Origin of the sequence: Wenxinia saemankumensis, assembly GCF_900141735.1 — a bacterium.
Lineage (GTDB): Bacteria > Pseudomonadota > Alphaproteobacteria > Rhodobacterales > Rhodobacteraceae > Wenxinia > Wenxinia saemankumensis.
Window position 1 is genome coordinate 14837 of record NZ_FQYO01000007.1, and the last position, 13607, is coordinate 28443.

Annotated in this window: 15 protein-coding genes; all 15 read left to right on the forward strand. The window is 68.5% G+C overall.

Annotation, left to right across the window (positions count from 1 at the left end):
* Positions 1–15: 15 nt before the first annotated feature.
* The 15 genes from BUE30_RS16040 (at position 16) to BUE30_RS16100 (ending at position 13437) form a co-directional block, all read left to right on the forward strand.
* Positions 16–1233, forward strand: coding sequence for an extracellular solute-binding protein (locus tag BUE30_RS16040; protein ID WP_073333809.1), 1218 nt, complete (start codon positions 16–18; stop codon positions 1231–1233).
* A 98-nt stretch (positions 1234–1331) separates the two neighbouring features.
* Positions 1332–2447: an ABC transporter ATP-binding protein gene (locus BUE30_RS16045; protein ID WP_073333812.1), complete on the forward strand. Its 1116-nt coding sequence runs from the start codon at positions 1332–1334 to the stop codon at positions 2445–2447.
* Positions 2448–2451: 4 nt separating this feature from the next.
* The gene (gene nagB / locus BUE30_RS16050; protein WP_073333817.1) at positions 2452–3234 is read left to right on the forward strand and encodes a glucosamine-6-phosphate deaminase; all 783 of its coding nucleotides are present in this window, start codon (positions 2452–2454) and stop codon (positions 3232–3234) included.
* 71 nt (positions 3235–3305) lie between these two features.
* Complete coding sequence (locus BUE30_RS16055) at positions 3306–4598, forward strand: class II D-tagatose-bisphosphate aldolase, non-catalytic subunit (RefSeq protein WP_073333821.1); 1293 nt, start codon at positions 3306–3308, stop codon at positions 4596–4598.
* 61 nt (positions 4599–4659) lie between these two features.
* On the forward strand, positions 4660–7020 hold the full coding sequence (locus BUE30_RS16060; protein WP_073333825.1) for a glycoside hydrolase family 3 N-terminal domain-containing protein: 2361 nt from the start codon (positions 4660–4662) through the stop codon (positions 7018–7020).
* 531 nt (positions 7021–7551) lie between these two features.
* Positions 7552–8721, forward strand: a complete 1170-nt coding sequence (locus BUE30_RS16065; protein WP_073333828.1) for a tyrosine-type recombinase/integrase — start codon at positions 7552–7554, stop codon at positions 8719–8721.
* Positions 8721–9314: a hypothetical protein gene (locus BUE30_RS17645; RefSeq protein ID WP_139300591.1), complete on the forward strand. Its 594-nt coding sequence runs from the start codon at positions 8721–8723 to the stop codon at positions 9312–9314. The genes BUE30_RS16065 and BUE30_RS17645 overlap by 1 nt, the downstream gene beginning before the upstream one ends.
* Positions 9315–9406: 92 nt before the next feature.
* Complete coding sequence (locus BUE30_RS16070) at positions 9407–9598, forward strand: helix-turn-helix transcriptional regulator (protein ID WP_073333833.1); 192 nt, start codon at positions 9407–9409, stop codon at positions 9596–9598.
* Positions 9599–9807: 209 nt separating this feature from the next.
* Positions 9808–10065 carry a hypothetical protein gene (locus BUE30_RS16075; protein ID WP_073333838.1) on the forward strand — a complete coding sequence of 86 codons (258 nt, stop codon included), beginning with the start codon at positions 9808–9810 and terminating at the stop codon, positions 10063–10065.
* A gap of 103 nt (positions 10066–10168) precedes the next feature.
* Positions 10169–10972 carry a bifunctional DNA primase/polymerase gene (locus BUE30_RS16080; protein WP_073333843.1) on the forward strand — a complete coding sequence of 268 codons (804 nt, stop codon included), beginning with the start codon at positions 10169–10171 and terminating at the stop codon, positions 10970–10972.
* Positions 10969–12036 carry a helicase RepA family protein gene (locus BUE30_RS16085; protein WP_073333847.1) on the forward strand — a complete coding sequence of 356 codons (1068 nt, stop codon included), beginning with the start codon at positions 10969–10971 and terminating at the stop codon, positions 12034–12036. The genes BUE30_RS16080 and BUE30_RS16085 overlap by 4 nt, the downstream gene beginning before the upstream one ends.
* A gap of 163 nt (positions 12037–12199) precedes the next feature.
* Positions 12200–12355 (forward strand): hypothetical protein, encoded by a 156-nt coding sequence (locus BUE30_RS17885; RefSeq protein ID WP_170865663.1) that lies wholly within the window; start codon positions 12200–12202, stop codon positions 12353–12355.
* On the forward strand, positions 12348–12785 hold the full coding sequence (locus tag BUE30_RS16090) for a DUF5681 domain-containing protein (protein ID WP_073333852.1): 438 nt from the start codon (positions 12348–12350) through the stop codon (positions 12783–12785). The genes BUE30_RS17885 and BUE30_RS16090 overlap by 8 nt, the downstream gene beginning before the upstream one ends.
* Positions 12782–13009 (forward strand): hypothetical protein, encoded by a 228-nt coding sequence (locus BUE30_RS16095; RefSeq protein ID WP_073333856.1) that lies wholly within the window; start codon positions 12782–12784, stop codon positions 13007–13009. Before BUE30_RS16090 ends, BUE30_RS16095 begins: the two co-directional genes overlap by 4 nt.
* Positions 13006–13437 carry a hypothetical protein gene (locus BUE30_RS16100; RefSeq protein ID WP_073333860.1) on the forward strand — a complete coding sequence of 144 codons (432 nt, stop codon included), beginning with the start codon at positions 13006–13008 and terminating at the stop codon, positions 13435–13437. The genes BUE30_RS16095 and BUE30_RS16100 overlap by 4 nt, the downstream gene beginning before the upstream one ends.
* The last annotated feature ends 170 nt before the right edge of the window (positions 13438–13607 follow it).

Sequence of the window (13607 nt, forward strand, 5' to 3'; positions counted from 1 at the left end):
CAAGGGAGTGCAAGGATGAAATTCACGCACATGCTCCTCGCCGCGACGTCGATTGCCGGGTTCGCCTCGGCCGCCGCCGCGCAGGAGGAGATCGACATCATCAACTGCGGCGCCGGCGACGACGCCGCGGCCGAGGTCCAGGCCGCCGACATCGAGGCCTGGATGGCGGACAACCCGGACTACACCGTGTCCGTCGAATACGTGCCGTGGGGCCAGTGCCAGGAGCGCGCGATCACCCTGGCCGCCGCGGGCGATCCCGCCGCGATCAGCTACATGGGCAGCCGCGTCCTCAAGCAGCTGGCCGGGTCGGGCCTGATCCGGCCCTTCGACCTGACCGAGGAGGAGACCTCGTCCTACGAGCCGTCGGTGCTGTCGACCGTGCAGTTCGACGGCGAGGTCTGGGGCCTGCCCCGCGCCTTCTCGACCAAGGCGCTGTTCTGGAACAGGGGCCTGTTCGAGGAAGCCGGGCTCGACATGCCCGACGGCCCGCAGAGCTGGGACGACGTGATGACCGCCGCGCAGGCGATCACCGAGAACACCGATGCCGCCGGCATCGGCATCCCCGCCGCCGAGTTCGACAACACGATGCACGAGTTCCTGAACTGGCTCTACGCCAACGGGGGCGAGGTGATCGACGCCGAGGGCAACGTCGTGTTCGACAGCCCGAACAACGTCGAGACGCTGCAGTTCATGGCCGATCTCGCGCCCTACATGGAAGACGGCCCGCTGGCCTATGACCGGGCCGAACTGGAGCCGCTGTTCCGCGAGGGACAGATCGCCATGTACACCAACGGCGGCTGGGGCCGCGCGGTGACCGGCGACGTCGATTACGGCATCGTGCCGGTTCCGGCCGGCCCGTCGGGCAGCGGCCCGTCCACCCTGCTCATCACCGACAGCCTCGTCGTGTTCGAGGGGTCGGGCGTGGAGGACGCGGCGATGGACCTGGTGAAGTACCTCACCGAGACCGAGCGGCAGGCGGCCTTCGACGAGGGCGGCGGCTGGACCCCGATCCGGCAGACCGCGAAGTCGGACGAGCTGGTCGCGGCCGACCCGACCTGGGCGGTCTTCATCGACGCCGTCCCGACCGGCGGGCCGGAGCCGTCCGTGGTCGATTACGTCGCCATGCAGGACGTCATCAACGTCGCGATCCAGGACGTGATCACCGGCGACGCGACCCCCGAGGACGCGGCGGCCGAGGCCCAGGCCGAGCTCGAGGAGCTGGCCGCGGAGTGATCCGCCGACCCCGGGCGGGGGCCGCGTGCCCCCGCCCGGGACCTATCCCCCGGACCGGCCCCCCCGCGACCGGACGATAATCCGAGACAAGGACGACCATGGGACAGCTCAAGCTCAGCGGCGTGACGAAGACCTTCGGCAAGGCGCAGGTGATCCGGCCGACCGACCTGGTGATCGAGGACGGCGACTTCGCCGTGTTCGTCGGCCCCTCGGGTTGCGGCAAGTCGACCATGCTGCGGATGATCGCCGGGCTGGAGGAGGTGACGGACGGCACGATCGAGATCGACGGCCGCGTGGTCAACGACCTCCCGCCGGTGAAGCGCGGCATCTCGATGGTGTTCCAGTCCTACGCGCTCTACCCCCATATGAGCGTCTACGAGAACATCGCCTTCCCGTTGCGCGTCGCCCGCACGCCGCAGGCCGAGGTGGACAAGCTGGTCAACAGGGCCGCGGACGTGCTGCAGCTGCAGTCGCGCCTCCAGCACCGGCCCGGCGCCCTGTCGGGCGGCCAGCGCCAGCGCGTCGCCATCGGCCGTGCCATCGTGCGCGAGCCCTCGGTCTTCCTGTTCGACGAGCCGCTCTCGAACCTCGACGCGGCGCTGCGCGCCGAGATGCGGGTCGAGCTGAGCCGCCTTCACGCGCAGCTCGGCAACACGATGATCTACGTCACCCACGACCAGATCGAGGCCATGACGATGGCGGACAAGATCATCGTGCTGCGCGACGGCATGATCGAGCAGGCGGGCGATCCGCTCACGCTCTACCACCAGCCGAGGAACAGGTTCGTCGCCGGCTTCATCGGGAACCCGACGATGAACTTCCTGCCCGTGACCGCCACCGGCGTGGGCGAGGGGGGCGTGACGGTCCGGGGCGAGGACGGGGCCGAGATCCTGATCCCGGTCTCGGCCGAGGGCGTCCGCACCGGCGACACGCTGTCGCTCGGCGTCCGGCCCGACGACCTCCATCCCGGCGAGGGGGAGGCGGGCATGCCGTTGGTCCCCGACGTGGTCGAGCGGCTGGGAAACCAGACCGTCGTCTATGCCAATACCCGCAGCGGCACGCCCGTCTGCGTCGTCGCCGGCGGGTCCGAGGACGTGCGCCCCGGGCGCGAGATCCGGGCCCGGTTCGACCCGGCCGACGCCCACCTGTTCCGCGCCGACGACACCGCGCTGGCCCGCCGGGTCGACCTGGCCCGCCTCGCCGCGCTGGCCTGATCCCATGCGCATCGTCCTGCACGACACGGCGGAGGCCGCCCGCGCCTTCGCCGTCGCCCGCATCGCCGCGACCCTGGCCGCGAAGCCCGACGCCGTCCTCGGCCTCGCCACCGGCGGCACGATGGAGCCGGTCTACGAGGGGCTGATCGCCGCCCACCGGGACGGCCTGTCCTTCGCCCGCGCCACGACGTTCAACCTCGACGAATATGTCGGCCTCGCCGGGGATCACCCGCAGAGCTACCGGACCTACATGCGGCATCACCTGTTCGACCATGTCGACATCGCCGCGGCGCGGACCCACATCCCGCGCGGCGACATCGACCCGGCCGAGGCGGCCGCCGCCTTCGAGGCGGCGCTCGCGGCATCGGGGCCCGTCGACCTGCAATTGCTCGGGCTCGGCCATAACGGGCATATCGGTTTCAACGAGCCCTCCTCCTCGCTCGCCTCGCGCACGCGGGAGAAGACGCTGACGCGGTCCACCCGCGAGGCGAACGCGCGGTTCTTCGGCGCCGGCGAGACGCCGCCCCATTCGGCCGTGACGATGGGGATCGGCACGATCCTGGAATCGCGCGCGATCCTCGTCCTCGCCGTCGGCGCGGCCAAGGCGGGCGCGGTGCGCGGAATGGTCGAGGGGCCTGTGACCGCGCGCTGCCCCGCCTCCGCCCTGCAGATGCATCCCGACGTGACCGTCGCCCTCGATGCCGGGGCGGCGGCCGAGCTGGAGCTCATCGACCATTACCGCGAGGCCGAGGAGCTGCGCCGCCGCCGCGAGGCTGACGCGGCCTGAGACTCCCGCCGAGATACCCGCCTGAGATCCCGGCCCGGCCGGGCCCGCCCCCGACATCCCGGACGACCGACATGACCACGCCCCTCGACGCCCTGCTCTCGCTCCCCGACGATCACGACAGGGGCCGCCAGGTCGGTCTCACCTCCATCTGCTCGGCCCATCCCCTCGTGATCGAGGCCGCGCTGATCGAGGCGCGCGAGGCGGGGGCGGTGCCGCTGATCGAGGCGACCTGCAACCAGGTGAACCACGAGGGCGGCTATACCGGCATGACCCCGGCCGGGTTCCGCGCGATGGTCCGCCGGATCGCGCGCGAGGTCGGGGTGGAGGAGGCCGACATCCTGTTCGGCGGCGATCACCTGGGCCCGAACCCGTGGAAGCACCTGCCGGCCGAGGCGGCGATGGGGCAGGCGGTCGAGATGACCCGCGCCTATGCCGAGGCGGGGTTCGGCAAGATCCATCTCGACGCGTCCATGGCCTGCGCGGGCGATCCCGTCCCGCTGCCGCCGGAGACGATCGCCGCCCGAGCCGCGCGTCTGGCCGCGGCGGCCGAGGCGGGCGCCCGCGCGGGTGGGCATCCGCCCCCCGCCTACATCGTCGGCACCGAGGTGCCGATCCCCGGCGGCGCGACCGGGGCGGGCGAGGCGGTCACCGTCTCGTCCCCGGAGGATACGGCCCGCACGATGGAGCTGCACCAGACCGCCTTCCGCGAGGAAGGGCTCGACGCCGCCTTCGGCCGGATCGCCGCGGTCGTCGTGCAGCCGGGGGTGGAGTTCGGGCAGACCGACATCCACCGCTACGCCCCCGATGCCGCCCGCGAGCTGGTCTACTGGCGCGACAAGGGCTCGGGCCTGGTCTTCGAGGCCCACTCGACCGATTATCAGACGCCCGCCGCGCTGCACCGCCTCGTCCGCGACGGCTTCGCCATCCTCAAGGTCGGACCGGGGCTGACCTTCGCCCTGCGCGAGGCGTTCTACGGCCTCGACTTCATCGCGGGCGAGATGGACCCCGACTACCGGGCCGGCGCGCTGAGAGAGGCGATGGAAGCGGCGATGCAGGCCGATCCCGGCCACTGGCGCCCCTACGTGCAGGGTGGCGGCACCGGCGCCGGCATCCAGCGGCATTTCGGCCTGTCGGACCGCATCCGCTACTACTGGCCGGCCGAGGGGCCGCGCGCGGCCGTGGAGCGGATGTCCGCCGCGCTGGAGGGGCGCGACATCCCCTGGCCGCTGATCTCGCAATGCCTCGGCCGGCTGGCGGATCCGGTCGCCGAGGGGCGCGTCGCGCCGCGGGCGCGCGATCTCGTCATCGCCTCGATCCGGGCCGCGCTCGCCCCCTATACCGCCGCCTGCGCGGCGCGGCGCTGACCCCCCGCTTGCCCTCCCGGGCGGGCGGGGCCAATGTCCGCCCGCCAGTGGAGGACCAGACATGACCGAGACCTATCGCCGCGCCGATGCCAGTGCCGAGGACCGCGCCGCCGACCTGCTCGGCCGGATGTCCCTCGACGAGAAGATCGCGCAGCTCCATGCCTTCTGGCTGCTGCTTGACCCGGAGGGGAACCACGAGGTCCGCGCCGACGGCTTCACCGGCACGACCGACCGCGAGACGCTGAACCGGATGCTGGCCCACGGGCTGGGGCAGATCACCCGCCCGCTCGGCAGCCGGGCGGTCGATCCCGTGGACGGGGTGCGCGCCCTCAACCGTCTGCAGAAGTTCCTTGTGGAGGAGACGCGGCTCGGCGTGCCGGTCATGTCGCACGAGGAATGCCTCTCGGGCCTGATGGCGCGGGGCGCGACGCTGTTCCCGTCGGCCACCGCCTACGGCGCCACCTGGAATCCCGACCTGATCGAGGCGGTCGGCCGCGCCATCGGCGCCGAATGCCGGTCGGTCGGCTGCCACCAGGGCCTCGCCCCGGTGCTCGACGTGGCGCGCGACGCCCGCTGGGGCCGCACGGAGGAGACGTTCGGCGAGGATCCCTGGCACACCGGCATCATGGCCTCCGCCTATATCCGCGGCCTGCAGGGCGAGGATCGGCGGCTGCTGGCGACGCTGAAGCATTATGCCGGCCATTCGCTGTCGGAGGGGGCGCGCAACCACGCGCCGGTCAATCTGGGCTGGCGCGAGCTGAACGACACCTTCCTGCTGCCCTTCGAGATGGCGGTGAAGGGCGCGAATGCCGGCTCGGTCATGCCGGCCTATCACGACATCGACGGCGAGCCGGTCCATGCCTCGCGTCACCTGCTGACGCAGGTCCTGCGCGAGGAGTGGGGCTTCGACGGGATCGTCGTCGCGGATTACATCGGGGTGAGCCTGCTCTACCGGCATCACGGCACGGCCTCCGACGCGGCCGAGGCGATGGCGCAGGCGGTGAAGGCCGGACTGGACGTCGAACTGCCGGGCGAGGATTGCGCGGCGCATCTGAAATCGGCGCTGGATCGCGGCCTGATCGACATGGACACGATCGACGCCGCCGTGACGCGCGTGCTGGTCGAGAAGGTGCGCGTCGGCGTGTTCGAGCAGCCCTATGCCGACGAGGGCAAGGTCGCGCTGCGCACGAAGGGGGCGGTGGACACCGCGCTGGAGGTCGCCCGCCAGTCGATCACCGTCGTGTCGAACGACGGGATCCTGCCGCTCGATCCCGGGCGGAGGATCGCCCTGATCGGTCCCTGCGCGGACGACCCGCTCGCCCTGCTCGGCGACTATTCCTTCCCCGTCCACCTCATCATGTCGGACGAGACGGACGACACCGACGCCGTGACCACGCCCCGCGCGGCGCTGGACAGGGTCTGCGCGGACCTGACCTATGCCCGCGGCTGCAACATCCTCGACGAGCGCAAGGCCGGGGCGCCGGTCTTTCCCGGCGACGTGGCCGACAATGCCGAGGCGAAGGTCACGTCGAACCTGTCCACCCGCACCGACATGATCGACGCGGCCGTCGCGGTGGCCCGGGACGCGGAGGTGGCCGTGGTCTGCGTCGGCGACCTCTCCGGCATCTTCCAGACCGGCACTGTGGGGGAGGGGTCGGATACCGACAGCCTCGACCTGCCGGGCGTGCAGCCGCAGCTGCTCGAGGCGCTGGCCGCGACCGGCACCCCGCTGGTCGTCGTGCAGATGTCCGGTCGGCCCTACGTGCTGAACGTCGAGCCGGCCGCCGAGATCGTCGCCTGGTTCCCGGGGCAGGAGGGCGGCACGGCCCTGGCCGAGATCCTGACCGGGGCGATCGAGCCGTCCGGCCGGCTGACGCTCTCGATGCCCAAGAGCGCGGGCGCGGCGCCCTATTTCTACAACCACAAGTTCAAGAGCGCCGGCACCCCCATCGCCCGCCATTTCGGGGCGCGCCACGCCTTCGGCCACGGCCTGTCCTATACCGATTTCGCCTGGGAGGAGTTCGCGCTGGAGGCGGCGGAGGTGCCGGTGGAGGGCGGCGAGATCGTCGCCCGCATGACCATTCGCAATACCGGCGGGCGCGCGGGAATCGCGGTGCCGCAGCTCTATGTCCGCGACCGGCTCGCCAGCGTCGTGCGTCCGGTGCGCGAGCTGAAGGGCTTCGCCCGGGTCGAGTTGCAGCCGGGGGAAGCGAAGGTGGTCCGCTTTGCCGTTCCCTCCGACATGATCTCCTTCACCGCGATGGACGGCGCGCGGCGGGTCGAGCCGGGCGAGGTCGAGGTGATGATCGGTGCGTCCTCGTCCGACATCCGCGGACGGGGCACCGTCACCTTGACGGGCGGGATGCGGCCCCTCCCGAAGGACTGGCGGATGGAGAGCCGGGCGGAGGTGAACGCGGCCTGATCACGCCGGCCCGAGATCACGAGCCGGGGCCACCGGGCCCCGGCGGACCGGAGCCGGAGAGCCGGGACCGATCCGGCCCGGGATGGCCGGACGGACATGGTCGGCCCAGCGACTGCGCCGGGTGGGAGAGCTCCCACCGGGCAACGCCTGCCGGACCGCCGCCAGCGTTTCCGCGTTCCATGGCGGTGAACGGCCCCAGTTACCCCATAGGGATCCGCCTAGCGGCTGGGAGTGTCCGGAGCGGGGAGCGATGGTGGAGCCACCGTGGGCGGGTTCGACCGACGATCGGCTCGCGGAACGAGGCATCCCGGAGGCGGAATCGTCAAGACCGGAGGGAAGGATGGTGGAGTCGAGGTCTACCGACGCGCAATCGCACCCCATCCCACCCCATCGCATCATCTAGCCGCCACGGACCAACGGTCGCTGTCTATCGTGGCATCCCCTTTCATCTCGTCGCAGGCGGTCCTATTGTAAGTGGTGGGACAGATGGCGGGACGATCCGTCCATGTCCCGCCACGCGAGGGACTGCCAATGCCGCTGACCGCCCGCAAGGTCGAGACCGTGAAAGAGCCCGGCATGTATGGCGATGGGGCTGGCCTGTATTTGCGGGTTGGTCCGACCGGGGCAAAGTCGTGGATCCTCCGCACGGTCGTGCACGGGAAGCGTCGAGAGCTTGGCCTCGGCGGCCAATCTTGGGTCTCGCTCGCCGAGGCGCGTGAGGAAGCCCGGAAACTGCGGAAGGTCGCGCGGGAGGGCGGCGATCCCGATACGGTCCGCAAGCGCGAGACCCTGACCTTCTGGGAAGCCGCAGAGAAGGTACACGCTGGGCTGCTGCCGACCTGGAAGAACGCAAAGCACGCCGAGACCTGGCTTCAGACGGTTCGCACCCACGCCAAGCCCGCGTTCGGCAACCGCCCCATCGAGACGGTCGGCACGGCCGACGTGCTGGCGATCCTGACGCCCATCTGGACCGAGAAGCACGAGACGGCGAAGCGCCTGCGCCAGCGGCTCGGGACCATCTTCGATTGGGCGAGAGGGGCCGGCCACTATCCCGGCGAGAACCCCATTAACGGCCTCAAGAAGGCCCTGCCGAACGTGAAGCACCGCGCCGACCACATGGCTTCGATGCCTTGGCAGGACGTGCCGGCCTTTGTGAGCGAGCTGCGGGAACGAGACAGCATGTCTTCCCGGTGCCTGGAGTTCATCATCCTCACCGCCGTGCGGTCGGGGGAGGCGCGCGGCGCGCGCTGGTCGGAAATCGACTTCGACAAGGCGACGTGGACTGTCCCGGCCGAGCGAATGAAGCGCGGCTTGCCGCATCGCGTTCCGCTCTCCGATCAAGCCCTGGAGGTGTTGGCCAAGGTGAAGGGCATGGACGCCGACCTCGTCTTTCCGTCCCCCACCCGCGCGAACAGTCGGCAGGCCCGTCCGCTGTCGGTCATGGCCTTCAAACCGATACTGCGTCGCATGAAGCGCGAGGACGTGACGGTGCACGGCTTCCGGTCGAGCTTTCGCGACTGGGCGAGCGAATGCGCTCACGCCCCGCGAGAGGTAGCCGAGGCGGCGCTATCTCATGCGACCGGCAACTCGGTGGAGCAGGCATACGCTAGGTCCGACCTTTTCGAACGCCGTTGCCTCTTAATGGACAGGTGGGGGAAGTACGTTGCTGAACGAAATGCAAAGCTTGTTCGGATAGCCTGATGAACAGTTTAAATCCGAAGTCGGCAATCGACCGCGCCAAGTCATTCTTTGACACGCCGAGTTCTGAGCCATTGGTTGATGACATGCTTTGGGTCCGACTTCGGGAGCTGTGTCTTGGCTTAGATTTGCTGCGCCACCCCGATTTGCCAGACGATGCCTATCACCCGGAAGCGTACAGCGACGTCTTGACGGCCCTCCAATGTGGCCACCTCATCGCTGTGGTTCACGGGCAAAATAGCACCATCCCCCGGCCGACATGGCAGCGCCTGCCTGCTCAAACAGCTTTCGAGTCAATGTGGTGGAATGGCTCTCTTTTCGACTTTGGCGAGTATGGTGCTTTCGAAGGTAAATTGCCGGTTGTCGCGAGGGGCGAAGCGCAGTCATGGCTGTCGGTAGAGGCTAGCCGAAAAGTGGGTCGACCAGCTAAGGTTCCCCACGCCTTGGAGGTTTACGACCAGATCCGGCCAATGGGGAAACAGCCTGAAGAGAGCTGGAAGGAGTTAGCGAGAGACATTCGGCAGGCGGGCGGGCCAACGATCAGTCACGAAACCTTGAGTCGGGCAGTAAGAGAGCAGGAAAAACGGGGCGGTTAAATTCATTTTTCCTTTTCCCGGTTTTGCCCGTCTTTCGCGTCGCCGCCGAAACGCCTTTTGTCAGCCCATCGCAACCCCGCGTGAGGCTGACCATGCAATCCGATCCCCTGATCCGCGACCGCACCGCCGCTGACCTTCTCGGCGTGTCGGTTTCCACCGTTTGGCGTTGGGCCAGCGAGGGAACCATCCCCGGCCCGATCCGCATCGCGAATACCAGCCGCTGGCGCCGCTCGGAAATCGAAGCCGTGATCAATCGCGCGGCCGCCGAACGGGTTGCCGCATAAGAAATCGCCCCCAAACATCCCGACCGGGACGCAGGGGGCGGTATTTCTGTCGGCGGCACTGACAGAGATAGCGCATGCGCTCCGGTCGATCAATCCCAAAGGACTGACCGACCATGACTTTCCACAAGACTTTCGCTCCCCCCGGCACGCGTTGGATAATGTCGCGCCGCGACTTGCCTGCGGCCCGGGATCTAGCACGCTATGAGTGGATGGACGGCGACAAGGCTCGCCACGCCGTACTGTCGAAGCGCAACCGCCAAGTGCTGGATGCCCTCCGGCAGGGGCCGGTCTATTGCGCCAGCCCCGTCCGGCTCTCCGACAAGGTGCTGATCCTCAAGCGCGATTACGGGCTCGACATCGAGACCATCCGGATCGACGGGGACGAGGAGGGCCGTTTCGGCGTCTACCGTCTCGTCAGCGCGGTCCGGCTCGTCCGCGATGCCACCAAGAAAGCGGAGGCCGCCTGATGGATCGCCGCCGCATTCAAGTAGCCCGCATTCGTCATCGTCACGGCTTGCCCGAGCCCGTCGCCAGGGCACTCGCCGAGCTGGCATTCGGAGGGGTCGCCCGATGAGCAACCTCAAAGGTTACAGCATCTTTCCGGTGGGACCTGACAAGGTCCCACTCATCTCCGGCTGGCAGGCAAAAGCCACGCATGATCCGGATGTGATCGCTGGCTGGAAAGCTGCCGGCGCTCGGGCATGGGGCATTCCCTGCGGGGCGGCGAACAACGTGTTCGTCATCGACCTCGATGTGGACAAGCAGACCGGCGAGCGGATCGGTGAAGCCTCTTTGCTCGCTCTTCCGCGCTATGCCGGCCTCATCGACCACGCGGCGATCACGACCCCCAGCGGGGGCCGCCATATCTACTTTCGCCATTTCGATGGGGCGCGGAGCAGTACGTCCAAGCTCGGGCCGAAAATCGACACGAGGGGCGAGGGCGGCTTCGTCGTCGCTCCGGGCTCCATCACTGCGGCTGGCATCTACGAAGGCGCGATCCCGGACGAGCTGCCCGCCGTTCCGTTCGGATTGCGCGCGATGCTGCTGCAATCGCCGCCCGCCCCTGCCCGGACCACTGAGAGAGAGACGCCCACGGGGGAGGTGCAGGAGTTGCTGGGTCATGTCTCGGCCGACCTCCCCTATGCCGAATGGGTATCCGTTCTGATGGCTCTTCACGCCCGCTACAACGGCTCCGATGAGGGGCTCGCCGTAGCCGACAAGTGGAGCGCGACCGGCGCGAAGTATCGGGCCGGGGAGGTTGCCGCGAAGTGGCGCAGCTTCAAGCGAAGTGGCGTCACCTGGGCGACGGTGCCCGCGCTCGCGCGACAGCACGGGGCCGACCTTTCCGAAATCGCTCGGAGGTGGGCAGCATGACCGTCCTCAACTTCAATCGCCAGAAGTCGAGGGCAGCGGAGCTGGAAGCGCGCCTCGTGCGCCTCGCCGATGTGCAGCCGGTCCTGACGCTCAATTACCTCGTGAAGGGTTGGCTCTCCCGCCGGGGGCTTTCGATGCTCTACGGGCCGTCCAACGCGGGGAAGACCTTCGTTGCGCTGGACATCGCCATGCATATCGCCGCCGGGCAGACGTGGCGCGAGTGTCGGGTCAATGGCGGGTCCGTCCTCTATGTCGCTGCCGAAGGCGGCGCGGGCGTCCGGAACCGGCTGGCAGCCCTGAAGCGTGAGCGGCCAGAAATCGCGGATGCTCCCCTAACTCTCCTGCCCGTGAGCCTGGACCTCCACTCTGCCGGGGACGCCCTCGCGCTCTGCGAGATCATCCCGGACGGCGAACCCGCTCTAGTGGTCATCGACACGCTGGCGCGCAGTATGGGCGACGGAGACGAGAACACGGCCAAGGACGCCGCGATGTTCGTCCGGAATTGCGACCTCATCCGTGAGGCGACCGGGGCTCACGTCATGGTCGTCCACCACACCGGCAAGGACGAGGATCGCGGCGCCCGAGGGTCGTCCGCACTGCGCGCGGCGGTCGATACCGAGATCCACGTCACGTCCGAGGGCGAAATCGTCTGCAAGAAGCAGCGCGACATGGCCATCGCCGGTCCCCTGCACTTCGCCCTTCGCGACCTGAGGCTCGGCGAGGACGAAGACGGCGACCCCGTGACGAGCGCGGTGGTCGAGGCTGCCGCCCCGCCGGCCAAGGTGCGAAAGCCGCTGTCGGGTAAGAACGAGGTGGCCATGCAAGCTCTTGCCGATGCCCTGAGGGAGCACGGGGAGAGCAGGTCCGGGCCGATGTACCCGGCGGGGCGCCAAGTCGTCCACGTGGACCGCTGGCGGGAAGCTTGCTCCGCCCACGGGCTGACCTCCGGCGCGAGCGAGAGCGCGGCTAGAACCGCCTTCATGCGCGCCAAGACCAAGCTCATGGACCTGAACGAGGTGCGTGAATGGGGCGGCCATGTCTGGAGGGTCCAGCCCGATGACTGACCGTCACAATCGTCACAGCCCGTCACAGTGCGTCACCTGTGCGGGCCAGTTTCACCGTCACGAACGTCACACACCTCTAGAAGGTGTGACGGTTGTGACGCTGGCGGGTGCCGCTGCCTTGGCTGGCCCCTCTCTATCCTCCTCCAGAATAGAAAGGCGTCCAATGGCCGCTGAGGACCAATTCCCGATCACCTACTTGGGGCCGATGATCGGCTATCTGGTCGACCTTCCCGGTGGCGGCACTCGCGGCTTCGGCAAACGAGACCAAGCCGAGGCCTTCGTCCGCCAGGAGCGTGAACGGGAGGCCGCAAATGACTGACCGAAAGAACGGTGCCAAAACGGACGGTCGAAACGCGAACGGCACATTCGCCGCCGGCAACCCTGGCCGTCCTGCGGGAGCCCGGCACAAAACGACCCGAGCGGTCGAAGAACTGCTGGACGGTGAGGCGGAAGCCCTGACCCGGAAAGCAGTCGAGATGGCGCTGGGCGGCGACGCTACGGCCATGCGGCTCTGTTTGGAGCGGATTGCGCCGGCCCGGAAAGACTCGCCCATCACATTCACGATCCCTGACGCCGCCGAGGCGAAGGACGCCGGGGAATTGGCGAAGGCGGTCCTCGCGTCGGTGGCCAGCGGCGAACTGACCCCGGCGGAGGGCGGCGCCGTCATGGCGCTGGTCGACGGCCTGAGGCGCACGCTCGAAATGACCGAAATCGAAGCGCGGCTGACCGCACTGGAGGGGGCGAAATGAACCTCAAGGGCCGAGTGACGAAGCTCGAAAATGGCGGCGGGTCGGATCTCGTCGTTCTGGTGGCGGATCGCTTCGGCGACGACGGGGAGCCCGACTACAGCTCCGTCTGGGTTGGCGGCGAACTTCACGAGCGCCAACGCGGGGAGACGCAGGACGCTTTCGTTCTCCGAATTACAGGTCGCAGCCGGTCGGCATTCCTTGAACCAGACGCGGGGCGGCAATGAGCGCTTATCAGAAGCGGATCCGCAGGCTCGAACAGGGCAACAGTGGCAACGATCCCGACTTTCCCGTCATCTTCATGCGCTTCGTCTCTGTGGATGGCGGGTCCCGGATCGGTCAGGTCATCGCGCCTTGGGGCACCTTTTCCCCGGGCGAAGATGAAAGCCAGCCGGAGTTCGTGATGCGCGCGCTCCGTGGTTGTCCGATGCCTCCGGACGACGCGCACGACAGGCAATTCGAACTCTTTCTGGCCGGGCACTTTCTGCAGGTGGCTGAATGCGTCGCAGACGAACGCCCAATCGGAGACGAGATTCTTGCGAGCATCCGGGAAAAGTACGAGCGCCTTGAGCAAAAGGCGATAGCGGACGGGATCGCCCCTGACAGCGCTGCTGTAGCTGATCGCAGCATTGAGGGGACCGACCCGTGCCAGTGAACCTGAAAAGCCCGCGTCACGGCGCGTCGGAACTGACGGACGAGCGCGCGATAGACGATCATCAGGGCGTGATTGGCCAGTACGAAACGCCGGAATTTCTGAAGCGAGTGATCCGGGCAGGTCTGGCCGAATTGGAGGCTTCGAGAAAGCTCCCTCAGCCTACCCACCAG

Coding starts and splice junctions, on each gene's coding strand:
- BUE30_RS16040 (WP_073333809.1), top strand. CDS start 16: ATGAAATTCACGCACATGCTCCTCGCCGCGACGTCGATTGCCGGGTTC.
- BUE30_RS16045 (WP_073333812.1), top strand. CDS start 1,332: ATGGGACAGCTCAAGCTCAGCGGCGTGACGAAGACCTTCGGCAAGGCG.
- nagB (WP_073333817.1), top strand. CDS start 2,452: ATGCGCATCGTCCTGCACGACACGGCGGAGGCCGCCCGCGCCTTCGCC.
- BUE30_RS16055 (WP_073333821.1), top strand. CDS start 3,306: ATGACCACGCCCCTCGACGCCCTGCTCTCGCTCCCCGACGATCACGAC.
- BUE30_RS16060 (WP_073333825.1), top strand. CDS start 4,660: ATGACCGAGACCTATCGCCGCGCCGATGCCAGTGCCGAGGACCGCGCC.
- BUE30_RS16065 (WP_073333828.1), top strand. CDS start 7,552: ATGCCGCTGACCGCCCGCAAGGTCGAGACCGTGAAAGAGCCCGGCATG.
- BUE30_RS17645 (WP_139300591.1), top strand. CDS start 8,721: ATGAACAGTTTAAATCCGAAGTCGGCAATCGACCGCGCCAAGTCATTC.
- BUE30_RS16070 (WP_073333833.1), top strand. CDS start 9,407: ATGCAATCCGATCCCCTGATCCGCGACCGCACCGCCGCTGACCTTCTC.
- BUE30_RS16075 (WP_073333838.1), top strand. CDS start 9,808: ATGGACGGCGACAAGGCTCGCCACGCCGTACTGTCGAAGCGCAACCGC.
- BUE30_RS16080 (WP_073333843.1), top strand. CDS start 10,169: ATGAGCAACCTCAAAGGTTACAGCATCTTTCCGGTGGGACCTGACAAG.
- BUE30_RS16085 (WP_073333847.1), top strand. CDS start 10,969: ATGACCGTCCTCAACTTCAATCGCCAGAAGTCGAGGGCAGCGGAGCTG.
- BUE30_RS17885 (WP_170865663.1), top strand. CDS start 12,200: ATGGCCGCTGAGGACCAATTCCCGATCACCTACTTGGGGCCGATGATC.
- BUE30_RS16090 (WP_073333852.1), top strand. CDS start 12,348: ATGACTGACCGAAAGAACGGTGCCAAAACGGACGGTCGAAACGCGAAC.
- BUE30_RS16095 (WP_073333856.1), top strand. CDS start 12,782: ATGAACCTCAAGGGCCGAGTGACGAAGCTCGAAAATGGCGGCGGGTCG.
- BUE30_RS16100 (WP_073333860.1), top strand. CDS start 13,006: ATGAGCGCTTATCAGAAGCGGATCCGCAGGCTCGAACAGGGCAACAGT.